The 25,071-nt window shown below is 52.9% G+C and carries 24 protein-coding genes; 20 read left to right on the top strand and 4 right to left on the bottom strand.

Translation table 11 applies throughout. The annotated features are described in order from the left end of the window. The first annotated feature begins 19 nt into the window (after nt 1-19). The 4 genes from KNP80_RS01640 (at nt 20) to KNP80_RS01625 (ending at nt 5,518) form a co-directional block, all read left to right on the top strand. A complete protein-coding gene (locus tag KNP80_RS01640; RefSeq protein ID WP_214717494.1) occupies nt 20-1,372 on the top strand; it encodes a DnaD domain protein in 1,353 nt (450 codons plus the stop codon). A 5-nt stretch (nt 1,373-1,377) separates the two neighbouring features. Next, entirely contained in the window at nt 1,378-2,292 is a 915-nt protein-coding gene (gene dnaI, locus KNP80_RS01635; RefSeq protein ID WP_021065636.1) for a primosomal protein DnaI, read from the top strand. A gap of 312 nt (nt 2,293-2,604) precedes the next feature. Further along, on the top strand, nt 2,605-4,542 hold the full coding sequence (gene thrS / locus KNP80_RS01630) for a threonine--tRNA ligase (protein ID WP_214717492.1): 1,938 nt from the start codon (nt 2,605-2,607) through the stop codon (nt 4,540-4,542). Nucleotides 4,543-4,654: 112 nt separating this feature from the next. Next, a complete protein-coding gene (locus tag KNP80_RS01625) occupies nt 4,655-5,518 on the top strand; it encodes a DUF1002 domain-containing protein (protein WP_214718335.1) in 864 nt (287 codons plus the stop codon). 53 nt (nt 5,519-5,571) lie between these two features. Here KNP80_RS01625 and KNP80_RS01620 read toward each other — a convergent pair whose 3' ends face one another. Then, nucleotides 5,572-5,781 (bottom strand): hypothetical protein, encoded by a 210-nt coding sequence (locus KNP80_RS01620; protein ID WP_021065639.1) that lies wholly within the window; start codon nt 5,779-5,781, stop codon nt 5,572-5,574. A 338-nt stretch (nt 5,782-6,119) separates the two neighbouring features. On the opposite strand from KNP80_RS01620, the gene infC reads away from it, so the two are divergent. From infC to pheT, 9 genes are all read left to right on the top strand, one after another. Next, a complete protein-coding gene (gene infC / locus KNP80_RS01615; protein WP_021065640.1) occupies nt 6,120-6,650 on the top strand; it encodes a translation initiation factor IF-3 in 531 nt (176 codons plus the stop codon). Between the two features lie 30 nt (nt 6,651-6,680). After that, nucleotides 6,681-6,875, top strand: a complete 195-nt coding sequence (rpmI, locus tag KNP80_RS01610) for a 50S ribosomal protein L35 (RefSeq protein WP_021065641.1) — start codon at nt 6,681-6,683, stop codon at nt 6,873-6,875. A 28-nt stretch (nt 6,876-6,903) separates the two neighbouring features. Beyond that, complete coding sequence (gene rplT, locus KNP80_RS01605; protein ID WP_021065642.1) at nt 6,904-7,263, top strand: 50S ribosomal protein L20; 360 nt, start codon at nt 6,904-6,906, stop codon at nt 7,261-7,263. Between the two features lie 86 nt (nt 7,264-7,349). Further along, nucleotides 7,350-7,604 carry a hypothetical protein gene (locus KNP80_RS01600; protein WP_128122206.1) on the top strand — a complete coding sequence of 85 codons (255 nt, stop codon included), beginning with the start codon at nt 7,350-7,352 and terminating at the stop codon, nt 7,602-7,604. Nucleotides 7,605-7,627: 23 nt separating this feature from the next. Further along, on the top strand, nt 7,628-8,110 hold the full coding sequence (locus tag KNP80_RS01595) for a dUTP diphosphatase (protein WP_214831896.1): 483 nt from the start codon (nt 7,628-7,630) through the stop codon (nt 8,108-8,110). Nucleotides 8,111-8,133: 23 nt separating this feature from the next. Then, on the top strand, nt 8,134-9,213 hold the full coding sequence (locus KNP80_RS01590) for a M42 family metallopeptidase (protein WP_214717491.1): 1,080 nt from the start codon (nt 8,134-8,136) through the stop codon (nt 9,211-9,213). A gap of 1 nt (nt 9,214) precedes the next feature. Further along, nucleotides 9,215-9,961, top strand: coding sequence for a TrmH family RNA methyltransferase (locus tag KNP80_RS01585; protein ID WP_214831894.1), 747 nt, complete (start codon nt 9,215-9,217; stop codon nt 9,959-9,961). A gap of 302 nt (nt 9,962-10,263) precedes the next feature. Then, nucleotides 10,264-11,286, top strand: coding sequence for a phenylalanine--tRNA ligase subunit alpha (gene pheS / locus KNP80_RS01580; RefSeq protein WP_214717486.1), 1,023 nt, complete (start codon nt 10,264-10,266; stop codon nt 11,284-11,286). A gap of 12 nt (nt 11,287-11,298) precedes the next feature. Next, entirely contained in the window at nt 11,299-13,674 is a 2,376-nt protein-coding gene (gene pheT / locus KNP80_RS01575) for a phenylalanine--tRNA ligase subunit beta (RefSeq protein ID WP_214831892.1), read from the top strand. A gap of 41 nt (nt 13,675-13,715) precedes the next feature. Here pheT and KNP80_RS01570 read toward each other — a convergent pair whose 3' ends face one another. The 3 genes from KNP80_RS01570 to rnhC form a co-directional block, all read right to left on the bottom strand. Next, nucleotides 13,716-14,738 carry a PTS sugar transporter subunit IIC gene (locus KNP80_RS01570; RefSeq protein WP_034796886.1) on the bottom strand — a complete coding sequence of 341 codons (1,023 nt, stop codon included), beginning with the start codon at nt 14,736-14,738 and terminating at the stop codon, nt 13,716-13,718. Nucleotides 14,739-15,065: 327 nt separating this feature from the next. After that, nucleotides 15,066-15,878 carry an alpha/beta fold hydrolase gene (locus KNP80_RS01565; protein WP_021065650.1) on the bottom strand — a complete coding sequence of 271 codons (813 nt, stop codon included), beginning with the start codon at nt 15,876-15,878 and terminating at the stop codon, nt 15,066-15,068. A 72-nt stretch (nt 15,879-15,950) separates the two neighbouring features. Continuing rightward, entirely contained in the window at nt 15,951-16,862 is a 912-nt protein-coding gene (rnhC, locus tag KNP80_RS01560; protein WP_214717479.1) for a ribonuclease HIII, read from the bottom strand. A gap of 123 nt (nt 16,863-16,985) precedes the next feature. On the opposite strand from rnhC, the gene KNP80_RS01555 reads away from it, so the two are divergent. From KNP80_RS01555 to KNP80_RS01525, 7 genes are all read left to right on the top strand, one after another. Next, entirely contained in the window at nt 16,986-17,387 is a 402-nt protein-coding gene (locus KNP80_RS01555; protein ID WP_128122213.1) for a hypothetical protein, read from the top strand. Next, nucleotides 17,387-17,908, top strand: a complete 522-nt coding sequence (locus KNP80_RS01550) for an NfeD family membrane protein (protein ID WP_021065653.1) — start codon at nt 17,387-17,389, stop codon at nt 17,906-17,908. The genes KNP80_RS01555 and KNP80_RS01550 overlap by 1 nt, the downstream gene beginning before the upstream one ends. A gap of 3 nt (nt 17,909-17,911) precedes the next feature. Then, a complete protein-coding gene (locus KNP80_RS01545; RefSeq protein ID WP_214717471.1) occupies nt 17,912-19,426 on the top strand; it encodes a flotillin lipid rafts scaffold protein FloT in 1,515 nt (504 codons plus the stop codon). A gap of 143 nt (nt 19,427-19,569) precedes the next feature. Next, nucleotides 19,570-20,541, top strand: a complete 972-nt coding sequence (locus tag KNP80_RS01540) for a BMP family lipoprotein (protein WP_029595199.1) — start codon at nt 19,570-19,572, stop codon at nt 20,539-20,541. Next, nucleotides 20,538-22,181 carry a methyl-accepting chemotaxis protein gene (locus KNP80_RS01535; protein ID WP_029595200.1) on the top strand — a complete coding sequence of 548 codons (1,644 nt, stop codon included), beginning with the start codon at nt 20,538-20,540 and terminating at the stop codon, nt 22,179-22,181. Before KNP80_RS01540 ends, KNP80_RS01535 begins: the two co-directional genes overlap by 4 nt. A gap of 155 nt (nt 22,182-22,336) precedes the next feature. Beyond that, entirely contained in the window at nt 22,337-22,906 is a 570-nt protein-coding gene (locus KNP80_RS01530; protein ID WP_214717467.1) for a helix-hairpin-helix domain-containing protein, read from the top strand. A 1-nt stretch (nt 22,907) separates the two neighbouring features. Next, nucleotides 22,908-25,043 (top strand): ComEC/Rec2 family competence protein, encoded by a 2,136-nt coding sequence (locus KNP80_RS01525; RefSeq protein WP_214831889.1) that lies wholly within the window; start codon nt 22,908-22,910, stop codon nt 25,041-25,043. Nucleotides 25,044-25,071: the final 28 nt, after the last annotated feature.

Genomic DNA, 25,071 nt, shown 5'->3' with positions numbered 1-25,071 from the left:
TTTTCAGGGGAGACCTATCATGGAAAAAGAACGAATCTTGTACGGGACTGACGAACTGTTGATTATGAGCACTGGGCTCATCGATCGCGAGTCGTATCAGTCGTTGTACCACTTATATCAGCCGGTCATCGGTGTGAAGGCACTTGCGATGTATCAGACGCTTTGGAGCGAGCTCAAGCCCGGGAAGATGAAATCGAATTATATGTCGCACAGCGCGCTCTGTGAAATGCTAGATTACTCGATTAACGAGCTGACGGACTGTCTGTTTCGGCTCGAGGCGATTGGTCTCGTCCGGACGTATAAGACGAAAGACGAGCGTTTGACTCAGTACGTATATCAATTGCGTGTCCCGCTCGCACCCCATACGTTCTTGAACGACGGACTGTTGTCGAGTTTTCTTTTCTATAAAGTCGGGGAAGTTCGCTTCAAACAGTTGCAAGGACGATTCACGATCGATCCATTGCCGGCCGGGATTATCGAGGTGACGAAAGACTTTAATGAAGTGTTCGACGTCAAAGGTGTCAATCACATGGCGTTCACCCAAAAGAACTACGAGAAACCCGACCGCGCCAAAATCGAGATCAACTATACGTTCGATATGGAAATCGTCAAAAAACTGACGAACTTCCCCGTCGGCTTTTTCACGAAGAAGCTCGATGAGACGATCACGAAGCTTGCCTACGTCTCACAAATCGATGAAGAGACGATGGCCGAGATGTTGAAGGAGTATTTCGTCCACGAGGCGTATCTACCACTCAGCGAGCAAGAGAAACGCGACGGCTGCCGCCAAATGGTGTTGCAGTTGAAGAAGAAACAAACGCGACATCGGAAAGTGAAGTTGGACGAGACGGTAAAAGCAGAAATCGGTGATTTGCATGACGTGACGGTCATGGAAGAAGCGCATCCGCATCAATACGTGTCGACGTTACGGAAGACGCCACAACTGTCGAAGAGTGATGAGCAACTCATTATCGATCTCGTCGATACGCTCGGGCTCGCACCAAGTGTCATCAATGCATTGTTCTATTACTGTATCGAAGTGAAGAAGCAGACGCGGCTCAGTGAGAACTATGTCATGCGGATCGCGACGAGTTGGAAGACGGCGGGCTATTTAAACGCCAAAGACGCGTTGGAACAAGAAGCGACACAAGATGCGCTCATCGAGAAGAAACAGCAGAAACGGGAAAATGTGCAACAGCGGACGACCGTCGGCTCGAGACGCAAAGACAAGACCGAGATGCCGAAATGGCTCGAAGACGAGGCGAAAGAGCAACGGACGTACGATCAAAAACGAAAACAAGAGCTCGAGGCATCGGTCCCAGACGACGCGGAACTCGTTAAGCTGTTGAATGAATTGAAAGAGAAAGGATGAGGGACATGGAACGCATCAATCAAACGCTCGCCCAAATGATGAACCGGAAAGAAGTGCGGGAAGCGTACGAATCGATTCGCCGGCGCACCCTCGAACATCCAGAAGTCGTCGCTTTTTTAAAGGCGCATCCGGAGTTAGACGAGACGGCGGTCGAAGTCGGCTTTACGAAGCTCAGTGAATATGCGGAACAGATGGACGGTAAGAAGCTCGTCGAGGAGCAAGCCGTCATCCCGGGCCATCAGCCGGTGCTCTATGTCGACCTCGGTCAAATCGCAATCCGTTATGAAGAGACGGTGAAGCATCGTCAAGCACGGCGCCAAAAAGAGATGGACCGGAAGTTCAAGAGTCTATTCTTGCCGGAGGAAGTGCGAGAGGCGAGCTTTGAATCATTCGACTGGTCCGATGACGCCCGTAAAATCGCACTCCGTGAATCGATGCGGTTCGTCTCAGGCATGAAGACCCGCCAAAAAGTGAACGGTTTATACCTTCACGGTAGCTTCGGCGTCGGGAAGACGTACTTGCTCGCGGCGATTGCTAATGAGCTGAAAGTGGCGGACATCGAGACGATCCTTGTCCACGCCCCGGGATTCGTCTCGGAAGCAAAACGGAAAATCCGGACCGACTCGTTCGATTCGTTTTTGACGTCATTCCAACACGTGCCGGTGCTATTGATTGATGACATCGGGGCCGAGGCAATCAGTCCGTGGGTACGGGATGAACTGTTCGGGATCATTTTACAGTATCGCATGATGCATCGCTTGCCGACGCTTTACAGCTCGAACTTTAGCGGAGAAGAGCTCGAGACCCACTTCTCAATCGACGGTTCGCCACAGAACAAAATGAAGGCGCAGCGGCTTATGCAGCGCATCTCGACGACGACGACGCAAATTGAGTTAAAAGGTGAGAATCGACGGCGGTAAAGGGATTGTATTTCTGGAACGAGTTGACTATACTAATAAGCATATAACCGATGCATTGAAGAGGACATGAGACGTCGTAACGGGTTTCAAAGCGAGGGAAGGCTGGTGAGAGCTTCCTAAACACGCCGATCGCCTTACTCCCTCCGAGCACCGTACGGGTCAATCGTGCGGCGATTCACACTCGTTATCGTGTGTTCGAGCCAAGCGGATTGCTTGGGAACGAGGGTGGTACCACGAGAATCAAAGCTCGTCCCTTTCATAGGGATGGGCTTTTTTTATTTATTTTTAAATGTAGAGAGGGGAAGTTGACACATGATTCAATTGACATTTCCAGATGGGGCCGTCAAAGAGTTTGAGGCCGGAATCACAGCAGAAGAAGTAGCAGGTTCAATCAGTCCAGGGCTTCGTAAAAAAGCAATCGCGGCAAAAATCGACGGTGAGATGATCGATTACCGTCGTCCGATTGAACAGGACGGCAAAATCGAGCTCGTCATGCCTGACTCAGAAGACGGCATCGATTTGATGCGCCACTCGTCAGCCCACTTGATGGCCCAAGCCATCAAACGGTTGTACGGCGAAGAAGGTAGCATCTACCTCGGCATCGGACCAACAATCGAGAACGGGTTCTATTATGATATCGAGATGGACCGCCGCATCAACGAGGAAGACCTTCCAGAAATCGAGAAGATGATGAAACGAATCGTCGATGAGAACTTGGACATCACTCGCGAAGTCGTCTCGCGCGACGAAGCGCTCGAGCGCTATAAACAGCTCGGAGACCCGCTCAAAATCGAATTGATTGAAGATATCCCGGCGAGCGAGACGCTTACGATTTACCATCAAGGCGAATTCTTCGACTTGTGCCGCGGACCGCACGTCCCGTCGACATCGAAATTGAAAGTGTTCAAGTTGATGAGTGTGGCTGGCGCATACTGGCGCGGCGACTCGGATAACAAAATGCTCCAACGGATTTATGGAACGGCATTCGCGACGAAAGAGCAACTCGCGGAACACTTGCGTCTGCTAGAGGAAGCGAAAGAGCGCGATCACCGCAAGCTCGGGAAAGAACTCGATCTCTTCTTCGTGTCGCAAGAAGTCGGCCAGGGTTTGCCGATGTGGCTCCCGAAAGGTGCCTCGATTCGTCGTACGGTCGAACGTTATATCGTCGACAAAGAGCTCGAGCTCGGGTATCAGCACGTCTACACACCGGTCCTCGGTTCGGTCGACCTGTATAAGACATCGGGTCACTGGGATCACTATCAAGACGATATGTTCCCGAAAATGGAGATGGACAACGAAGAACTCGTCCTTCGTCCGATGAACTGTCCTCACCACATGACGATCTATAAACATGAGCCGCGCTCATACCGCGAACTCCCGCTTCGCATCGCCGAGCTCGGCGGTATGCACCGTTACGAGATGTCAGGGGCGCTCACAGGCCTCCAACGCGTCCGTTACATGGTGTTAAACGACGGGCATACGTTCGTCACACCTGAGCAGATGAAGCAAGAGTTCAAAGATATCGTCCATTTGATTCAAGAAGTGTATGCCGACTTTGGCATCAAGGATTATCGCTTCCGCTTGTCGTACCGTGACCCGGCCGATAAAGAGAAGTACTTCGACAACGATGCGATTTGGGAAACAGCCCAACGTCAATTGAAAGAGACGATGGATGAGCTCGGTCTCCCGTATTTCGAAGCGGAAGGCGAAGCGGCGTTCTACGGACCGAAGCTTGACGTCCAAGTCCGGACGGCGCTCGGCAAAGAGGAGACGTTGTCGACGGTCCAACTCGACTTCTTGCTCCCTGAGCGATTCGACTTGACGTACACAGGACCAGACGGCAAAGACCATCGCCCGATCGTCCTTCACCGTGGTGTCGTCTCGACGATGGAGCGTTTTGTCGCTTACTTGATCGAAGAGTATAAAGGAGCGTTCCCGACATGGCTCGCCCCGGTTCAAGTCAAATTGATTCCTGTTTCGCACGTTCACGACGAATATGTCGCAGAAGTGAAGGCAGAGCTCGTCAAGCGCGGTGTCCGTGTCGAAACGGACCTCCGTGACGAGAAGCTCGGCTATAAGATCCGAGAAGCACAGATGAAGAAGATTCCGATGACACTCGTCCTCGGTGATAAAGAGCGCGATGAGCGTGCGGTCAACATCCGCCGCTACGGACAGCAAGAACAAGTATCGGCCACACTCGATGCGTTCTTGGCATCCCTCACAGAAGAAATCGCGAACCGTTCACGTTAATCGGTCGACCATCCTTCGCCGGAAGGGTGGTCGTTTTTTCGGTCTCAAGACGGATGCGGAACGAGTGATGGAAACGTAAGGTAGAAGAAAGGAGTGATTCATTTTGAATTATATGAAACCATTAGTGGCGTTGACGATCGGTTCGGTCGTCGCGACAAGCATGATTCCAAAAGTAAACGCAGAAGCCATCGTCGATGACACGATTGTCACACTCGGTGAATCATTATCAGCCAGCCAACGGGATTGGGTGCTCGAACGAGTTGAGGCACCGGCTGGGATTGAACCGATCATCACGACCGCGGCCGATGAAGATAAGTACTTAGGGGATGCCGTCCCACAAGCACAGCGCGGCGGAGGTATGTATTCATCAGCCCGTATCAAACTGACTGACGGGACTGGACTCGATATCAAAACGGAGAACGTGACGTGGGTCACCGAAGATATGTATGCGAACGCACTCGTGACCGCTGGTGTCACCGATGCCGACATTTACATCACATCTCCGATTCGTGTCACCGGGACGTCGGCCTTGACGGGCATCATGAAAGCGTACGATCAGACAGCGGAAGAGACAGGAATCCAATTGTCCGAAGAGCGGAAAGACTTGGCGCAGGAAGAACTAGCTGTCACGTCTGAAATCGGGAAGACAGTCGGTCAAGAGGATGTGGCCGGTCTCATGAACGAGATCAAAGCTGAGATTGCGAACAAGGCACCGGAGACGAACATTGAGATTCGCGATATCGTCATCCAAGTGTTGAATCAAAACAATGTCCAATTGTCTGATACGCAGTTAACGCAATTGACGACGCTGTTTGAAAACATGCAACAAGCGAACCTAGACTGGGGCGCAATCAGCAACGGGCTGCAAGGTGCCGGACAAGACGTCCAGGCGTTCCTCGAGACCGAGGAAGTCCAAGGTTTCTTCGCCCGCTTGTTCGATGCACTCAGCAACTTCTTCAAGTCGTTGACGAATTGATTTACATTGACCACGTGACAAATGGTATTGAAAAAAGGGCGAGCGCCCTTTTTTCAATACCATCGTTTATGGATATAGTCGCGAGCGGACTCATGGTCGTCGACAATCTTCAATGTGATTCGGTTCATTTCTTCTAATAAGTCCGTCAAAATCGCTTCGAGCTTGGCATCACTCACCTCATGGTGGCGCATCGTCTCTTGTACGATGTGTTTGATTTGGTCATGATAATCATGGTCGTCTTTCACTTGCTTTCTCCAAGACACGGTCCATCCCTCCTTTTTTATTTTATTCCCTTGGAAAAGGTATTGCGAAACAGCGAAATGACTGTTATCATCATAAAAGTGTGAGCTACCAATTATTCATGCGCGAATTCTTGACATCTTAATCCTATTGGTGTTAAGATGACATAGTGATTAAATACAACAAAGCAGAAGCGCCCGCTTCTCACCTCGTCCGAACAGATTCGGTCAGGTCCATCATGTACGTGAAGCAGTCGAGCCTTGGTCTCTGCTGTATCCGAAATGATGTGTGGGCGGGAAACTGCCGACGCTTTTTTTATTGCCATGTTGTCTTATCAATCTAAAACTCGTGCAACCGCACGATGGAGGTGCTAACCATTAGCAAAGAGCTCTTTATCAACGAAAACATTCGTGCCCGTGAAGTTCGCTTAATTGGAGCGGACGGTGCACAACTCGGTGTGCAATCGCGTAATGAAGCATTACGTTTAGCAGAAGAGGCTGAACTCGATCTCGTCTTGGTCGCCGACAAAGCTAACCCACCGGTCGCTAAAATCATGGACTATGGGAAATACCGTTTCGAACTCCAGAAAAAGGAGAAAGAAGCGCGTAAAAACCAAAAGGTCATCCAATTGAAAGAAGTGCGCCTCAGCCCGACAATCGAGGAAAACGATTTCCAAACGAAATTGCGTAACGCTCGCAAATTCCTTGAAAATGGTAACAAAGTGAAAGCGTCGATCCGTTTCCGCGGACGCGCCATCACACACTCGGAAATCGGCCGACGCGTCATGGAAAAATTGGCGGCGGAATGTGCCGACTTGGCAACAGTTGAGCAAAAGCCGAAGATGGAAGGACGCAGCATGTTCTTAGTGCTGGCTCCGAAGAAAGAAGATTAATCATCGAGTCATAGTGGGGAGGAAATACTCATGCCGAAAATGAAATCGCACCGTGGTGCTTCTAAACGTTTCAAACGTACTGCATCAGGTAAACTCAAGCGTTCACACGCTTACACAAGTCACTTGTTTGGTAACAAATCGACTAAAGCGAAACGTAAGCTCCGTAAAGGTGCTATCGTCTCAGCTGGAGACTTCAAACGCATTCGCAACATGATCGCGAAGTAATACAGAAAGAATTTAGGAGGGAAACCATATGCCACGCGTAAAAGGCGGTTATACGACTCGTCAACGTCGTAAAAAGCAAATCAAGCTTGCCAAAGGTTATTTTGGCTCGAAACACATTCTATTTAAAGTAGCAAAACAACAAGTCATGAAGTCACTCATGTACGCTTACCGTGACCGTCGTCAGAAGAAACGTGATTTCCGTCGTCTTTGGATTACACGTATCAATGCGGCAGCACGTACAAACGGTCTTTCATACAGTCGTATGATGCACGGCCTCAAGCTTGCAGGAATCGACATCAACCGTAAGATGCTTGCTGAGCTTGCTGTGACAGATGCACAGGCATTCGCGTCACTTGCTGATACAGCTAAATCAAAATTGAACGCGTAATCGTTCAATCGACAGCGCCGAGACCTTATCTCGGCGCTTTCTTTTTTCTGATTAATTCCTTAAACTTAAGATAAGGAGGGCGGACTATGAATCCATCTGTCTTGGCCATCGTCGCGTTGGCACTCATCGTCTTGAACGTCTATACATACGTGCAGGCGAAACGTTACACGCTCGGCGAAGGTGATTTCAACGTCTTATATGCTTATGCCGGCGGTGCGATCGGTGCTCTGTTCGGACTTCATTTGACGCGGAAAAAGGCGGTTCATGCCCCAAAAAGCGTTCAAATACAAGTATTGATTTTGGCAGTCGGCTGGTCTTTAATGATTTTAGTACTGCTTTGAATGCAGAATAGGAGGAGCAACCGGTGAACTGGACAACATTATTTGATCGGCAGCGTGAATTAGATGAGCGGATCAAAGAAGAACATCAACTATCCGGGAACCAATTTGATGAGCGGCTGCTCGCTTTGCTCGTCGAACTTGGTGAACTCGCCAATGAGACCCGTAGTTTTAAATTTTGGTCAACGAAGGGCCCGTCGCCTCAAGACGTGATCTTAGAAGAGTATGTCGACGGCATTCATTTCTTATTGTCGCTCGGTCTTGCCCTCGGGTATGAACGCGATTCGTTCCCAACAGGTAGCTCGTATCTTGATGCGACTGACGCTTTTTTAGACGTGTTCCGCAAAGTGACGAACTTTGGTTTGTCGAAGACGGAACCGATGTACGAGACGCTGATGGCGGCTTATCTCGAACTTGGCTATACGCTCGGCATCAACGAAGAGTTGATGGTGATGGCGTATATGGCAAAAAATGAAAAGAACCATGAGCGACAAAATCAAGGTTACTAATCGAAACGAAGGAGCGATGTCCCATGAACGAATCATTACATATGCTTAAACGCTTGACGGATGCCACCGGTGTCCCGGGAAATGAAGGAGAAGTCCGCTCATTGATGCGCGAATACTTGGAGCCTCACGTGGAAGCGTTCGAACAAGACGGACTAGGCAGTCTGTTTGGACGGGTGACGGGCAAGGCAGACGGCCCACGTGTCATGATTGCCGGCCATATGGATGAAGTCGGCTTCATGGTGACACGAATCGAAGAAGGTGGCTTCTTACGTTTCCAAGCGCTCGGTGGCTGGTGGAATCAAGTATTGCTCGCGCAACGCATGGACGTCGTCACACGCTCGGGCGAAAAAATCCCTGGAGTCATCGGTGCGAAACCGCCGCACGTGCTTCCGCTCGAGGCGCGCAAGAAACCTGTCGAGATTAAAGACATGTTCCTCGATATCGGTGCGACGTCGAAAGATCAAATCGCGGAGTGGGGCATTCGCCCGGGCGATACGGTCGTCCCGCACTGTGAGTTCACGGTCATGAAAAATGAAGACTTCTTGATGGCCAAAGCGTGGGATAACCGAATCGGTTGTGCCATCGCCATCGAGGCGGCGAAACGATTGAAAGACGACGAAGTTCCGGGTGTCGTCTTTACAGGAGCGACGGTCCAAGAAGAAGTCGGGTTACGCGGTGCCGTCACGGCTGCCAACCTGGTCAAACCGGACGTCGCCATCGCCGTCGATACGGGAATTCCAGGAGATACACCAGGGATGACACCGGCTGAAGGATTGTCGAAACTCGGGGAAGGCGTTCAAGTCATCTTCTTCGATGCGACGACCATCACGAACCCGCGCCTCATCGATTTGATCGTCGAAGTGGCGAAAGAGAACGACATCAAGTACCAATTGGATTTGACGCCGGGCGGTGGAACGGACGCTGGACGCTTCCATTTGGCAGGTGTCGGGATGCCGGCCGTCGCGCTCACGGTACCGGTCCGTTATTTGCATACGAATGTCTCAATCATTCACAAAGCAGATTATGAAGCAGCCGTCGATTTGGTCGTAGCGCTCACGAAACGACTCGACCACGAAACGGTTCAATGGTTGAAAGAGGGATAATATGACGAAAATCACGTCTACGAAAAGTGAGACGATTAAGCGCTTAAAGCGTTTGATGACGAAAAAAGGCAGACAAGAGTCCGGACAATTTTTGGTCGAAGGCGAGCATTTGGTCGACGAGGCCATCCGTGCCGGACGTCTCGTCCAGCTGATTATGGGGGAGTCGTATACCCCGAAAGGATCATGGCGCCTTGATGAGATGCCTGTCCTCGAACTATCCGACCATGTGGCTGACTTATTGTCAGAGACAGAGAAAACGCAAGGTGTTTTCGCTGTCGTCAAGATGGCCCCGGTCGAACGAAAGATGAATCATGTGCTCGTCCTCGATCGCATCCAAGACCCAGGTAACCTCGGGACGATGATTCGAACGGCCGACGCGGCCGGCTTTGACACGGTCCTTCTCGGTAAAGGGACGGTCGACCCGTTCAATGCCAAGGTCGTGCGCGCGACACAAGGTTCCTTGTTCCACGTCAATGTGAGCTCGGTCGATTTACTCGAGACGTTGCCTGAATTGAAGAGCGAAGGCTTCCATATTTATGGCACCGCGCTCGCGAAAGCGACGTCTTACGAGCAAGTCAAGTTCAGTGAGAAGGTCGCGCTCGTCATCGGCAACGAGGCGCAAGGCGTGCATCACGACGTGCTCGAATTATGTGATACCCGTGTCCATATCCCGGTTCTCGGCGATGCCGAATCGTTGAACGCGGCCGTCGCGGCCGGTATTCTCATGTATCGGATCGCGCTACAATAACCTTGTCAGCACTGACGAATCGTGATAGGTTAATTACATCGAACAAAATAATGGATAGACGTTGAAAGAGCATAGTACGCGAACTACCGAACGAGTACAGGGAGCATGGGCCGAGACTGCGAGCCGATGCCTTGGTCGGCGCCGAATTCACTCTCGAGTCGTGTTGGAGACAACACCGGGGTAGCATCCCGATACCGATGCTCTCAAGTGGGCCGATTTCGGCCAAGTAGGGTGGTACCGCGATTATTCGTCCCTTCAGTCATCGACTGAAGGGACTTTTTTTGTAGAGGAGGAAATAAATTATGAAAGAACAGTTGGAACAATTACAACAAGAGGCGTTGCAGGAGATTCAAGCGGCGTCGTCACAAAAAGAGTTGAACGATATCCGCATCAAATATTTAGGAAAAAAGGGGCCGATGACCGAGGTGCTCCGCGGGATGGGGAAACTCTCACCTGAAGAACGACCTGCCGTCGGTGAACTCGTCAACACGGTCCGGACGACAATCCAAGACACGTTAGAGGCACGAATCGAGGAAGTGAAGGCAGTCGAACTCGAAGCGAAACTTGCGGCGGAAACGATTGATGTCACGCTCCCGGGTCGGACGTCTCTGCCAGGACACACCCACTTGCTTCAACAGATCATCGATGAGATGGAAGACTTATTCGTCGGTCTCGGCTACACGATTGCCGAAGGTCCGGAAGTCGAGACGGATTTATACAATTTCGAGATGCTCAACCTCCCGAAAGATCATCCGGCCCGCGATATGCAGGATTCGTTCTATGTGACAGACGAGACGCTTCTCCGGACACATACGTCTCCTGTCCAGGCGCGGACGATGCTCCAAGCCGAAGGGAAACCAATTCGCATCATCTGTCCGGGTAAAGTGTACCGTCGCGATGAGGATGACGCGACGCACTCGCATCAGTTCATGCAAATCGAAGGGCTCGTCATCGATGAGCATATCTCGATGGCCGATTTGAAAGGGACGCTCGAATCGTTCGTCAAGCAGTTGTTCGGTGAGACGCGTGAGATTCGTCTCCGTCCAAGTTTCTTCCCGTTCACGGAGCCGTCGGTCGAAGTCGACATCTCTTGTTTCAAGTGCGGCGGCAAAGGCTGCAACGTCTGTAAGAAGACAGGCTGGATTGAGATTCTTGGTAGCGGGATGGTGCATCCACGCGTGCTTGAGATGGCAGGCTATGATTCGACGAAGATGTCTGGATTCGCATTCGGAATCGGTGTCGAACGGATGGCGATGTTAAAACATGGGGTGGACGATATCCGTCACTTCTATACAAACGATTTACGCTTCATCGAGCAATTCTAAGGGGGATCACACATGTTATTATCAAAAAAATGGTTGAATCAATATATTGATGTATCCGATTTGAGCGGACAAACGCTCGGCGACTTAATTACAAAAAACGGGATTGAAGTGGAAAGCGTCGTCAGCCGGTCGGAAGGCTTGTCGGGACTCGTCGTCGGGCATGTCCTCGCTTGCGAGAAGCATCCTGAGGCCAACAAATTGAACGTGACGACGGTCGATATCGGTGCGGACAGCCCGGTTCAAATCGTCTGTGGCGCGCCGAACGTCGCCGCCGGTCAACACGTCATCGTGGCGACGGTCGGAGCTCGTCTCCCAGGACTAAAAATCAAGAAAGCGAAGCTGCGCGGCGTCGAGTCGCAAGGGATGATTTGCTCGCTCGAGGAACTCGGGTTCGAGAAAAAACAAATTCGCGAAGACGAGCAGGACGGCATTCACACGTTCCGCGAACCGGTCGAAGTCGGTGCGGACGTCATCCGCCTGTTAGACCTCGACGATGAAGTGATCGAGCTCGGATTGACACCGAACCGTTCGGATTGCTTGAGCCTTTATGGGATCATTCATGAAGTCGCGGCCATCCTCGAGCGTCCATACACATTACCGACTGCCGACGTGACGACAGATGTCGCGAACACGGTCAGCGTTCGTCTCGAGACAGATAACTGTCCGTACTATGCGACACGCCGTGTCGACGGCGTCGTCATCGGTGACTCGCCGCAATGGTTGAAAAACATCTTGATCGCAGAAGGTGTTCGCCCAATCAACAACGTCGTCGATGTGACGAACTACGTCATGCTCGAGCTCGGTCAACCGCTTCATGCGTTCGATACGGCGAAACTCGGAACGACGATTGCTGTTCGCCAAGCGCATGACGGGGAAGAAATCGTCACACTCGATGACGTGACGCGAACGCTCGATACCTCGATGATGGTCATCACGAACGGCGAGCAGCCTGTCGCCATCGCTGGCGTCATGGGGGGGGCGAACACCGAAGTCGATGCGACGACGTCGAGTATCATCCTCGAGTCGGCCTACTTCGCACCGGCATCGGTCCGTAAGACGAGCCGTACGCTCGGTTTACGCTCGGATTCGAGTGCCCGCTTTGAAAAAGGAGTCGACCCGGAACGGTTGCAATTGGCCCTTGACCGTGCGGCCGAACTCATCGTCGAAGTGAGCGGTGGCACAATTAGCGACATCGTCGTCGCTGGGGACAAAGAATCTGCGGCTCGGACGATTGATGTCTCGGTCGCTTATATCAACCATCGACTCGGAATGGACCTCGAGCAAGCGACGATTGTCCGCATCTTGGAACGTCTCGGTCTCGATGTGACCGGGGACGAGACGTTGACGGTCCACGTACCGTCGCGTCGCCCGGACTTGGAGTTGCCGGCTGACATCACGGAAGAAGTGGCACGCCTCTACGGCTATGACAGTCTTCCGTCGAGCCTTCCGGCGTCACACTCGAAAGGTTACCTCCCGAAAGAAAACGTGTTGCGCCGTCGCGTCCGTCGCGTCCTCCAAGGCGCAGGGTTGTCGCAAGCGATCACGTACTCGCTCACGAGCGTCGGGAACGCCTCGCGCTTCAGTGGAGCCGACTTGACGCAAGTGAACTTGGCAATGCCGATGAGCGAAGAGCGTTCGGTACTCCGGACATCGCTCATCCCAGGTCTGTTGGAGGCGGCTCGTTACAATACGTCGCGTCAACAAGCGAACGTGCGATTGTATGAGACAGGGCGCGTCTATGTCGAACAAGGCGAGACGTTGCCACGTGAAACGGAACGCGTCGCCGGCGTATTGACAGGACTTTGGTACGATCACCGTTCACAAGGTACGCGTGTCCCGGTCGACTATTTCGTCGCCAAAGGAGCCGTTGAGACGCTCTTATCTGCGCTACGTGTCGAAGCGACGTATGAGGCGGCCGTGATTGCGGATATGCACCCAGGTCGTACCGCAAACGTGCTCATCGATGGACGTGTCATCGGTTACGTCGGACAAGTCCACCCAGGCGTATCCAAAGACGTGTATGGATTGAAAGAAGTGTACGTGTTCGAACTCGACTTGGACGTGTTGCAACAGTCAGCCGAGCTCATCTATGAAGACGTCCCACGTTTCCCATCCATCACACGTGATTTGGCGCTCGTGTTGAAACGGGACATCCCGGCCGGTCAAGTCGAAGCGACCATCAAACAGGCAGCAGGACCGCTCTTGATTGACCTCGCCTTGTTCGATGTCTATATCGGGGAGAACGTAGGAGTCGATGAGAAATCAATCGCTTTCTCGCTCAAGTATCAAGATCCGACCCGCACCCTTCAAGATGAAGAAGTGACGGCGTCGTATGAAGCGATTCTCACTGCCGTTCAAGCGGCGCACGGTGCGGAAGTTCGCGCATAACCTAAAAAGGTGTCCACCACGTGTGGACACCTTTTTTGAGTTTACTGGACTTCAAGCGCCAAGTCGCCAAACTTTGTCCAACCGACGAGGCATGTCACTTTATACAAGACGAGCGTGATGACGGCCGGAAGGACGACTCCCGTTCCAACGAAGATGAGGAACGCGTCCATTCCTTGCGCGGCAAGGATGTTGAGCGGCGCAATCAATGAGTTGAGCCCAAGTCCCGCTATTTCATAAGGGACTTCGAGTGAGAAGACGAGCGTCGCAATCGGCGCGCTGATCATCGCCGCGATGAAAGGCGGCATGACGACGCGAGGATTTTTGACGACGTTCGGGAACTGGACTTTCGGTGTGACGAAGAACGAGGCGACCAAACCGCCCGGATCTGTTTGACGATATGCCATGAGCGTGAAGCCGACGAACTGGGCCGTACATCCGATCAACGCGGCGGCACTGGCGACCGGGTCGAGTTGAAGCGCGATGGCGAGTGCGGCCGATGAAGCAGGTGACATGAGCATGACACTAAATACGAGCGCGATGACGAGTGATGTCGCGATTGGTGACGTATTGACCGAAGCGGTGATGCTGGCGCTGATTGAGTTGATGAGCGGTGTCGTGACGGCTGCTGCGCCGACTCCGACGATGCCGCCTCCAAGGACAGCCGTGACCGGGACGACCATCATATCAAATTTCGTTTTCCCGAGGACACGTTTGCCTAACCAGACCGCAGCCGCTGCTGCAATCAAGGCGCTGATCGGTTGACCGGGCACGAGGACGAGCCCGCTCTCGGTCGCTTGGAGCGCCGCACCACCAACGGTTGCCGCAATCATCGAGCTGAACAAAATGAGCGTATTGCCGCCGAGCTGATAAGCGACACCGGCACCGAGTGCCGGGGCGAGCAATGATTTCGCGACTTGCCCGATCAAGACGAGTGTCTCGATGCCGGCCATCTTCCCAATCGTTTCAATCAAGAGTCCAACCCCGAGCGTGACGAGGACGGCGCTTGCCATTCCTGCTGATATTTTGATCATTCGGTCCATTGCGTACTGTTTCACTTCCATCATCTCCTCTATGTGTGTCAATCCAATAAAAAAACCTATCCGGATGGGATAGGCGCGTCGGTCATACCATGAGCGCCTCGTCCGAAACCATCGAAACAAGGGCCCAAAAATTCGTCTCGGTCATCGAGTCGATTTTCAGTCCCTCAGTCGAATAATAATCAGTAGGCCGTGTTGCGCATGGGTTTTCATCATTGCCAGCTCCTCCGTTTGTTAAGATTTGTCTAAGAGTAACATGATATTTTTCAATAATCAATATTTTCTGAAAATTAATTTGAAAAAAATTGAAAACCGCTCAAAAAGAAAGACGACCCAATGAAGGATCGTCTCGTATTAAGACGTGCTGGCTGCAAGTGAGCCAACTTGTTGATCGATGAATGCCATCGAGATTGAATTGAAATGATCGGGTTGGTCGACGTTGACGACATGGCCCGAGTCAGTGACGACTTGGACACGAGCCGTCGGCTGATGTTTCGCGGTCCGTTCGACGGCTTCGAGGAACATGTAGTCCTCGTCACCCATAATATAGAGAATCGGTACGTTCGTCTCGATCGAAGAGAAATGACGAAGCAACGGATTCATATTCTCGGTCATCTTGAACCAGCGGATGAACTCGCGTTGACACAGGTTGGCCGCATCGCGGACGAACATCATGCGTGATTTCTTATGACGCTTCTTCGGTAATAAAATCCACGCGAACAGCTGATATAGCCACATGTACGGCACGAAGCTCTGTACGAGGCTACCGAGGCGAATCAACAACGTCGAGCGGACGTTGAACTTGACGATGGCCCCGCCGAGCACGACTGAAGCGATTCGTTCCGGATGGTGCTCGAACATCGCTTGAATGACAATCGTCCCGAGCGATAGGCCGACCATGTGGCCTTTTTCAATCTGTAAGTGGTCCATGACCTCGACGACGTCTTCGACAACGACATCGAGCGTATACGCGTTCAGCGGTTGATTCAACGACTGTTCTGCGTTGTAAGAGCCGCCATGTCCGCGTAGGTCGAGCAGGAGCACGTTATATTTCTTTTTGAACGGCCGAATTTGACGATACCAATGCGACAGACTTCCACCCGCGCCATGGATGAAGATGACCCAAGGATGGTCGTCGCTTAATGTGTACGTTTTATAATGCAACATGAACGCTATCCTCCAAAAATTTTTAAGTTCATTAAACCCTAAAAACAATATACCATATCTACAAATGTAGAACTATCGTTTCAACTCGCTCAACCGGATTGCTTTTTTCGTGTTGGCGAAGTGAACTTTCGCGACCTCGTTCAAACAGGATTGACCATAACGAAGAATCAAATCGGCCGCGACTTGGTCGACTTTGGCGCCGGCGCCTTTCGGTAACGTGACCCCGAGTGTCGCACTTAACTTGTCCATTTCTTTTAAGAACAAGGCGCGAGCGAGAATCGAGGCGGCGGCCACGGCGACATGCAGTCCTTCCGCTTTCGTCGAGAAATAGACGTCGTCTTTGACGACTGCTTTTTCGGACCGAAGGTGGTTATAGTAGATGTTCTTTTCAGCGAACTGATCGATTAAAATGGCGTCCGGTGTCGCATCGAGCTTCTGTAATAAGGCCGACAAGGCGGCGTTATGGGCGATGGCCGTCATTTTGCCTTGTGTCATCGTCCGTTGCATTTTATTATACGCCGGATTGTGTAACGTCGCCTTCTGATAGGTGATGGTGACGTGCAAGTCTTTGGCGATTCGGACGATCTCTGTATCCGACAGCAGTTTGGAGTCTTTGACCCCGAGCTCTTTGACGAGAGCGATTTTCTCTTTTGGCACGTAGGCGGCGACGACGACGAGCGGTCCGAAATAATCACCTTTTCCGACTTCGTCGCTCCCGATGACAGACCAGTCCGAAAAGCCTTCCGGCAGAACATTTTTCGGAACGCTCGGTTCTTTTTTAATGCTCGTTCCCCATTTGGCGGCTTCCGTGTCGGCATCGCGTCCCTGGAACATGACTTTACCCGAATTGTAGACCGTAATCACACACTGAGGTGTTTTGGCACTGAATCGTGCGTGTGGCGGAGGATTGACTGAATGGGCCCGATAACTCGCGATGAGTTCCTCCTGGGCGGTAGCTGATAATTTAATGACTTGATTGCCCAATGTGAGCACTTCCTTTCTAACGTTAGCAAATCAATCTTACATTTTTTTTAGATATTTTGAAACCAAAGTTTCGCTCTAAACGTATAGACAAGTGAGTAAAGAAAGAAGCGAGGTGAGTCGGAGATGTGGTGGCGCGATGACACGGATGAAGATGAGGCAGAATCTCTCTATAAACATATTCTCGAGCTAGAAGCTCGGATTGCAAAACTGATCGCCCATCAAGTCAGGGTGCGTCGCTTGCTCATGCAGGATTCGTCGGAAGCGGCGACCGAGCAAATCATTGCGTTACAAGCGGAAGTCGATCACTATTTGTCACTTCTGCGACAAGAACGGATGGAGGCGGTCGACCGCTATGATCGCTTACGTCTCGAGCAGACGTTAGGACGGGTCCGACAGTCGGTCGATCAGCCGACCCGACCGTTGGCAGAGTGGGACACGATTGAACAGGCGCTCGCGCTCGAAGTCGAACATTTGCGCCGCGTCCTTTCGTACGAACGACAGCGTCGCGCCGAGGAGGAGTGGTAATGGAATCGTTAGATCAGCTGTATTGGTGGGTACTCATCATCGCGGGTCTCGGTACATTCGTGTACATGATTTTTTCAGATGCATTCGATGTATTTGATGGTTGGTTCAATCCCGCCGTCATCTTATCCTTTTTAGCACTCGGTGCGGGAATCGGATTGATTTTAAATGCGCTTGCCCACGTGTCGCCGATGATAGGGCTTGCCGTCGCCCTCGTCGGTTCATTCGCGCTCACGACGCTCCTGTACTTATTCGTCCTCTTGCCGCTATCGAACGCGGAAGAATCAATCGGGATGACCGATGAATCCCTCGTCGGCCTGATTGGTCGCTTGACGGTCCCGGTCCCAGAAGGTGGGTTTGGAGAAGTGCTCGTCGAATCGGTGACGGGATCCGTACTGAAAACGGCCAAGAGTGTCGACGGAAAAGCCATCGATACGACACAACGCGTCGTCATCATCGAAGTCGAACGAAACATTGCGGTCGTCATGGAGTATGACGAACCGACAATCCGAAAGGAGTTTTAACGTATGAACACAGCCATTTTAGCCAGTATTATCGTCGGGGTGATTTTGCTCGCCTTGATTTTCGTCTTCGTGTTGAAGTATCGCACGGTCGGACCAGATGAGGCGCTCATCGTCACCGGCAGCTATTTAGGAAAAAAGAACGTCCATAGCGACGCTTCGGGCAACCGCGTGAAGATTATCCGTGGGGGCGGAACGTTCGTCTTGCCGGTGTTCCAGCAGGCTGAACCACTCAGTCTTCTCTCGAGCAAGCTCGAAGTGACGACGCCGGAAGTGTATACCGAGCAAGGTGTACCGGTCATGGCGGACGGGACGGCCATCATCAAAATCGGCGGCTCGATCAGTGAGATTGCCACGGCGGCCGAACAATTCCTCGGCAAACCGAAAATCGAACGCGAGAACGAGGCGAAAGAAGTGCTCGAAGGTCACCTCCGTTCAATCCTCGGTTCAATGACAGTTGAAGAGATTTATAAGAACCGTGATAAGTTCTCACAAGAAGTGCAACGCGTCGCCTCACAAGACTTGGCCAAGATGGGTCTCGTTATCGTCTCGTTCACCATCAAAGATGTTCGTGACAAGAACGGCTATCTTGAATCACTCGGGAAGCCGCGAATCGCGCAAGTGAAACGAGATGCCGATATCGCCACGGCCGAAGCGGACAAAGAGACGCGCATCAAACAAGCAGAAGCGATGAAGGACGCGAAGAAAGCAGAACTTGAACGTGCTTCAGAAATCGCGGAAGCCGAGAAAGAGAATCAGCTTCGCATCGCGGCGTATCGCCGTGAACAAGACGTCGCCAAGGCCCGCGCCGACCAAGCGTATGAACTTGAAGAGGCCCGCGCCAAACAAGAAGTCACCGAGCAACAGATGCAGGTCCAAATCATCGAACGTCAAAAGCAAATCGAGCTCGAAGAGAAAGAAATCATGCGTCGTGAGAAGCAGTACGATTCAGAAGTGAAGAAGAAAGCCGACGCCGACCGTTACGCAATCGAGCAATCAGCCGAAGCCGACAAGGCACGTCAAATCGCCGCAGCCGACGCCGAGAAGTACCGCATCGAAGCGGAAGCGAAAGCCGACGCCGAACGGGTCCGCCTCGCCGGTGTGGCCGAGGCCGATTCGGAACGGGCCAAAGGGGAAGCTGAAGCCGACATTATCCGCTTGACGGGTCTCGCTGAAGCCGAAGCGAAACAAAAGATTGCCGAAGCGTTCGAGCAGTATGGTCAAGCCGCCATCCTCGACATGGTCGTCAAGATGCTTCCGGATTATGCGAAACAAATCGCAGCACCGCTTGGCAATATCGACAAGATTACGGTCGTCGATACGGGCAGCGGCAAAGACGGCGGAGCCGGCAAAGTCACGGGTTACGCCACCGACTTGATGGCATCGCTGCAACAGACGCTCAAAGCGTCGTCAGGAATCGATATGAAAGATTTACTCGACAACTTTGCTGGAAAAGGCAACGTTCAGCCGAGTGCGAATCGCGAGTTGAGCGAGTCAACGTTCGCCGCGACGGAAGAATAAGTAGGGAGCCACAGACAAGTCATCGTCTGTGGCTTTTTTTGTTTCACTCAAATTCCCCTAAATTTGAAACGAAAGGCTTCAAACTCAATCGGTTTCTGACGATAAGTGAGATGTCAGACCATTATAGAGAGGAAGTAGCGATTATGAAGAAATCACTCATCATCGGCTTGTTGGCCGCATGTGTGACTTGGTTGCCAGGTTGTCAGTCTGTGATTGACCAACCGGAAGCAACCGTTGAAACCCGTCAATCGATGGGCGTCGTCTTGTCTGATGTTGGTCTCGGGGACCAGTCATTCAGCGATGCTGCGATGCGCGGCATGGGACAACTCCGTGAGACGGGGGAATGGTTCGTCGATTACCGTGAGTTGGATGAGACGGAAACGTACAAGGCCGGGTTCGAACAGCTCGTCGCCGACGGACATGACGTCATCATCGGGCTCGGGTTCGCTTGTCAAGAGGACTTGGAAGCGGTAGCGGCCGAACATCCGGAGCAACAGTTTGCGTTGATTGATGCCGTATCGACGTTACCGAACGTCATGTCCGTGACGTTCAAAGAGACGGAAGGCAGTGCGCTAGCCGGGGCAGTCGCGGGGCTCGAGACGGAATCGAACAAAATCGGATTTATCGGGGGCGTTGACAACGAACTAATTCAAAAGTTTGGGACTGGCTTCGAACTCGGAGCGAAAAGTGTCAACGATGACGTGACGATGCTCGTCGACTATGCGAACGATTTTGCCTCACCTGAAATCGGGCGCGAATTGGCAGAGAAACAGATTGAAGCCGGAGCGGACGTGTTATACGCCGCTGCAGGACTGACAGGGGTCGGAGTTCTAGAGGCAGCTGAGCGGAACGGTGTGAAGGCCATCGGTGTCGACAGTGATCAATCGATGATTGCACCGGACGCGGTCATCACGTCGATGTTGAAACAAGTTGATTTGGCCATCGTTGAAATCGCGAATCGACTCGAGAACGAGGCATTCAACACCCACGTCGAACTCGGAATCGATCAAGGCGGTGTCGGTTTGGCCGCTCTTCGTCGTGTCCAGTGGGATGACGAAGAGACAAAACAGTTTGAGGCGTTTCAGAAACAGTTGATGGAGGGGACGCTGAAATGAGTTTACGGAAACGGTTTATCTTTTCGACCGTGTTCACGGTCTTGTTGATTGTGTTGATGATGAGTTACGTTTTGACGACACTCAATCGTCTACAGACGTACAATGAACAATACGGCACGCAAATGATTGAGCTGTCACAGCTCGAGACGTCGCTCTTGCAGGAACAGTCGCTTTGGACATCGCTCGGTGAGCAGATGAGTCAATCGACGCTGACGCAACTCGAGCGCATCCGGGCGACGAACGGAGAAACGTTTGCGATGCTCGAACAAACATATCTGATTCCGGAGTTCGCGACGCACCTTGAACGGGCGACGACGAAGTATGAACGGATTGAAGCTGAAGTGGAGACGGCCGAGGCTGGCGGAATTGCGGCCCGGATTCAAGCCGCCAAACTCGAAGGGGTATTGAACGATGTGAACACACTCCTCTTGAAAAATGGCACGTTCTATGAGGCGCTTCAGGCCGAGGCGGCGAGCGAGACGAAACGTCTCTTGCTCGTATCGGTATTGTTGACGGTCTTCGTCATCGGCGCACTCAGTGTCTATAACTTCTTCTTCGCTCGCTCAATCACCCATCCGCTCGAGCGAAACGTTGAGGCGGCGGAAGCGATCGCGGCCGGCCGGTTAATTACGTTGCCGGATTCGACGCGCCGTGATGAAATCGGACGGTTAGAGCGGGCTATGCAAGAGATGACGATGTCGCTCCAGACGGTCATCGGGTCCATTCGCGTCACGTCGATGAAAGTGAACGATATGACGGAGACAGCGGCCGCCGAGAACGAGGCCGTGGTCAGCACGACGTCGAACATCACGAATGCGGTCGATGAGATGGCGAACGGGGCGCAGTCGATTGCAACGGAACTGCAAGAGACGCTCGAATCGGTCGGCATCATGGCGACCTCGTTCGAGACGAGTTTGAACCAGACGAAGCAGACGACTGAACAGACGACCGAGATGACTCGTGAAGTCGCGGCCGGTATCGAGACGCTGACGGACCAGGAAGCGATTCTAGAGCGCTCGAGCGCGCGCAACGCATCACTCGTCAATCGGATGGATGACTTCGCCCGGAAGACTGAAGAGATTGAAAAAATGGCAAAACTCGTGGAAGACGTCGCCGCCCAGACGAACCTGCTCGCTTTGAACGCCGCCATCGAGGCTGCACGGGCTGGGGAGGCCGGACGAGGGTTTGCAGTCGTCGCCAGCGAAGTCAAGAAACTGGCTGAAGAAAGTAACGTGGCGACACGTTCGATTTTCGGGGTCGTCCAGACGATTCGCGATGAGGTCGCCCGCTTGACGGACATGGTCGAAGAGTCGAGTCGTGAGCAGACGGCACAGCTAGAGGCGTTCGGATTGACGAAGCAGGCGTTCAGTCGAATCCATGACCGGACCGACCACGTCGCCTCGTTCGTCGGGACGATCGAGCGCGAGATGGTCGCATCGAGCACGGAAGTCACGAACGTCTTGAAACGGGTCGAGGAAGTGAGCGGCGTAACCGAGGAACTCGCGGCGGGCAATGAAGAAGTCGCGGCCTCGATGAAAGAGCAACAAGCGAGCTTCGATCAAATTTTCGCCTTGATGCAGGAGTTAGAAGGGCAGGCCGCCGCACTCGCGAGTCAAGTCCAACATTTTGAAGAGCACTGAGACAAGTTTCGGCTTGTCTCTTTTTTGTCGTCTCGAAGCGGATGAGACACACGTCCATCAGGGTCATAAGCGCGTCAGAAACGTCAAAGGCGGAACGGGCGCACCGGTGTCTATTTGCTCATACTAGAGGGAAGACTCACGCGAGGAGGAGACGTATGGAAAAGTGGAGACGGTATGTCGTCGTGCTGCTCGTCGGATTATTCATTGGGGTGGGCTATATGTTTTACTCGAAAGAACCGGAGAGGCCGGTGGTCGAACAGTTCGTGGCGACACCCGAGCCGGAAATCGAGCCGAGCGTCCCGACCGAAATCGTCGTCTATGTGACCGGGGCGGTTGAGGCGCCCGATATGTATACGATGCCGCAAGGGGCCCGTGTCGGGGATGTGTTGTCTCTCGCCGTCTTGACGGCCGAGGCTGATCCCGAACAATTGAATTTGGCCCAATTGCTCGTCGATGGGACGAAAGTGAGCGTCCCGAAAAAAGGGGAGACGGTCGTTGTGCCGGCCGCTGAAGAAGCGGGCGGGGGGACGAACGGGGTCCATGTCAACAGTGCGACGAAGGACGAATTGATGACCGTACCGGGCATCGGTCCGGCCAAAGCCGAGGCGATTCTCAATCATTTGAAACAGCATGGACCGTTCAAGTCATATGAAGAGATCGGCAACGTCAAAGGGTTCGGAGAGAAGACGTTAGAAAGCATGGAAGGTTATCTCTTGGTTCCATGACATGCCACTGTATCCATTGTTGCCAATCAGCCTATTTATTGCCGGGATACACGGATCAGTCGCCCTCTGCCTCATGTTGTCTGTAGCCATCGCATTCACTTGGCGTGGTCAATCCGTCTATGCGCACGTCGGTGCCGTCCTGCTCGTCCTGTTCGTGTTCGTACGTTCTGACGCCGAACCGTTGCCGGCGGAGGACGGACCCTCTCTGTTCGCCATCGAGAGCCGGCGGGACAATGGCCAATCGGCGCGGCTGTATGGACAAATCGACGAAAAGAAGGGTGTATTAACCGGTCGTGACCTCTCGCTTGGTCGTCCCGGAGAGACGTGCCTCGTCACGTTCACGCAGATCCCGTTCGCACCGTTGCGCAATACGGGTGGGTTCGACGAGGCGGCTTGGGCGTACGGGGCCGGACTTGCGTTCAAAGGGAGTGACGTCGCCATCGAGGCGTGTCGTCCGAGTGACGGCATGAGTGGACGGATGCTTCGTTGGAAGGAACGACAGCTCGCGAGAATCGAGACGACGTATCGGCCGGATGTGGCGCTTTATATGGAGGCGTTATTGTTCGGAGAGAGTCGGTTACTCGATGAGGATACCTCGTTCTCTTACCGGGTGACCGGCCTGCTCCATCTGCTCGTCATCTCCGGGTCACATATCGCGCTCCTCGTGCTCGGATTGCGTTGGACGACGCGGCCGTTGCCGTTGCGACGTGAGACGAAGACAATGTTGATTCTCGTTGTGGTCACGTTGTTCGGATGGTTGACCGGGTTTTCGCCGCCAGTGGCGCGGGCCGTGCTCGTCGCCGACGTGTTGCTCGGGCTGTCACTGTTCGGTTACCGTGTCCGCGACCCGATTCGGTTGCTCAGTTGGTGCGCGGCGTTCTTGCTCGTCTTGCAACCGTACTTGCTATGGAATTTAGGATTTCAGTTGACGGTTGCGATGACGTTGTTCTTGCTCGTGACTCGTTCGATTTGGACAGGACCGTTTGGGCTGGCCGTATATGCTCAATGGTTCGGGCTCATCTTGTTATGGCCTGTTCAACCGATTATATCGGTGTTGGCACCCGTGTATAACGTCGTCGGCGCTTTCTTAATTTCCTGGATCGTCATTCCGCTCGCCCTGTTCGCGTATATCGTGCCGACCGCTGAACCACTCCTGCATCCGATCCTCGATGGCCTGAATGGGACGTTCGCCCTGCATCACGACTGGCGACCTTGGCTCCCGTTGCATGAGTTTACGTTTTGGCACGCTCTTGGCCTCGCTGTCGTCCTGTGGGGCGGATTGATGCTCCTTGAGTGGAAACGATGGAGTGGTTGGGGGCTTGCCGTGATTGCGCTCTTGCTCATGCATGGCGTCCTTGAATGGGTCGAAGAGCCGCGCGTCACGTTTTTAGACGTCGGACAAGGCGATGCCGTCGTCGTCGAATACGGCGAGGTCACGGGCGTCATCGATGTCGGCGGAGTGTTTCAAGACCCGAAAGAATCGAAACGGTCCACCTATGACCCGGGAGCGGACGTCGTCGCCCCGTACATATGGAAGCGAGGGGAGACGCGCCTCAACTTCTTGTTGCTTACCCATGCCGATCATGATCACGTCGGCGGACTGTCCGGTTTGCTCTCGTCCATCGAAGTCGATGAGGTGTGGCTCTCGGCGGAAGTAGCGGATCAAGGCAAACGAGACGAGTTACTGGCCGAGCTGGAGACCTATCAAGTCCCCATCCGGCTCCTGTCGAGCGGGGACAGGCCGTACCCGTGGATGTGGATCGTCGCACCGGATGAGGCGGGCGAGGACGAGAATGCGAACTCGGTGTCGCTGTTCATGCAGGTCGGGGCGCTCACGTATTTATTGACAGGGGATTTGCCGGACACGCGGGAAGATATGATTCCGACCGTTGACGTCGATGTGTTCAAACTAGGGCATCATGGGTCGAACACATCGTCAAGTGAGGCGCTGTTGAACCGAATCAATCCGGAGTGGATCATCATCAGTGTCGGAAGGAACAATCGTTATGGACATCCGCATCTTGACACGCTGCAACGTCTCGAGGGAAAGCGGGTATTACGGACGGACGAGGACGGGATGGTCATCTGTGAACGAAATCGGTGTCGTGGGATTGTGACGAAGGCAGTACCGCCATGAAAAACTATGATAAACTAAAAAAGCGATT

Source organism: Exiguobacterium sp. E4787, assembly GCF_018618375.1.
Taxonomy (GTDB): domain Bacteria; phylum Bacillota; class Bacilli; order Exiguobacteriales; family Exiguobacteriaceae; genus Exiguobacterium; species Exiguobacterium chiriqhucha.
The sequence above is the reverse complement of the archived record's forward strand: the minus strand, read 5'-3'. Positions and strand labels throughout refer to the sequence as shown.

What these genes read in the sequence shown, in the direction of transcription:
- KNP80_RS01640 (WP_214717494.1), top strand. Translation starts at nt 20, where the DNA reads ATGGAAAAAGAACGAATCTTGTACGGGACTGACGAACTGTTGATTATG.
- dnaI (WP_021065636.1), top strand. Translation starts at nt 1,378, where the DNA reads ATGGAACGCATCAATCAAACGCTCGCCCAAATGATGAACCGGAAAGAA.
- thrS (WP_214717492.1), top strand. Translation starts at nt 2,605, where the DNA reads ATGATTCAATTGACATTTCCAGATGGGGCCGTCAAAGAGTTTGAGGCC.
- KNP80_RS01625 (WP_214718335.1), top strand. Translation starts at nt 4,655, where the DNA reads ATGAAACCATTAGTGGCGTTGACGATCGGTTCGGTCGTCGCGACAAGC.
- infC (WP_021065640.1), top strand. Translation starts at nt 6,120, where the DNA reads ATGGAGGTGCTAACCATTAGCAAAGAGCTCTTTATCAACGAAAACATT.
- rpmI (WP_021065641.1), top strand. Translation starts at nt 6,681, where the DNA reads ATGCCGAAAATGAAATCGCACCGTGGTGCTTCTAAACGTTTCAAACGT.
- rplT (WP_021065642.1), top strand. Translation starts at nt 6,904, where the DNA reads ATGCCACGCGTAAAAGGCGGTTATACGACTCGTCAACGTCGTAAAAAG.
- KNP80_RS01600 (WP_128122206.1), top strand. Translation starts at nt 7,350, where the DNA reads ATGAATCCATCTGTCTTGGCCATCGTCGCGTTGGCACTCATCGTCTTG.
- KNP80_RS01590 (WP_214717491.1), top strand. Translation starts at nt 8,134, where the DNA reads ATGAACGAATCATTACATATGCTTAAACGCTTGACGGATGCCACCGGT.
- KNP80_RS01585 (WP_214831894.1), top strand. Translation starts at nt 9,215, where the DNA reads ATGACGAAAATCACGTCTACGAAAAGTGAGACGATTAAGCGCTTAAAG.
- pheS (WP_214717486.1), top strand. Translation starts at nt 10,264, where the DNA reads ATGAAAGAACAGTTGGAACAATTACAACAAGAGGCGTTGCAGGAGATT.
- pheT (WP_214831892.1), top strand. Translation starts at nt 11,299, where the DNA reads ATGTTATTATCAAAAAAATGGTTGAATCAATATATTGATGTATCCGAT.
- KNP80_RS01570 (WP_034796886.1), bottom strand. Translation starts at nt 14,738, where the DNA reads ATGATGGAAGTGAAACAGTACGCAATGGACCGAATGATCAAAATATCA.
- KNP80_RS01565 (WP_021065650.1), bottom strand. Translation starts at nt 15,878, where the DNA reads ATGTTGCATTATAAAACGTACACATTAAGCGACGACCATCCTTGGGTC.
- KNP80_RS01555 (WP_128122213.1), top strand. Translation starts at nt 16,986, where the DNA reads ATGTGGTGGCGCGATGACACGGATGAAGATGAGGCAGAATCTCTCTAT.
- KNP80_RS01550 (WP_021065653.1), top strand. Translation starts at nt 17,387, where the DNA reads ATGGAATCGTTAGATCAGCTGTATTGGTGGGTACTCATCATCGCGGGT.
- KNP80_RS01545 (WP_214717471.1), top strand. Translation starts at nt 17,912, where the DNA reads ATGAACACAGCCATTTTAGCCAGTATTATCGTCGGGGTGATTTTGCTC.
- KNP80_RS01540 (WP_029595199.1), top strand. Translation starts at nt 19,570, where the DNA reads ATGAAGAAATCACTCATCATCGGCTTGTTGGCCGCATGTGTGACTTGG.
- KNP80_RS01535 (WP_029595200.1), top strand. Translation starts at nt 20,538, where the DNA reads ATGAGTTTACGGAAACGGTTTATCTTTTCGACCGTGTTCACGGTCTTG.
- KNP80_RS01530 (WP_214717467.1), top strand. Translation starts at nt 22,337, where the DNA reads ATGGAAAAGTGGAGACGGTATGTCGTCGTGCTGCTCGTCGGATTATTC.
- KNP80_RS01525 (WP_214831889.1), top strand. Translation starts at nt 22,908, where the DNA reads ATGCCACTGTATCCATTGTTGCCAATCAGCCTATTTATTGCCGGGATA.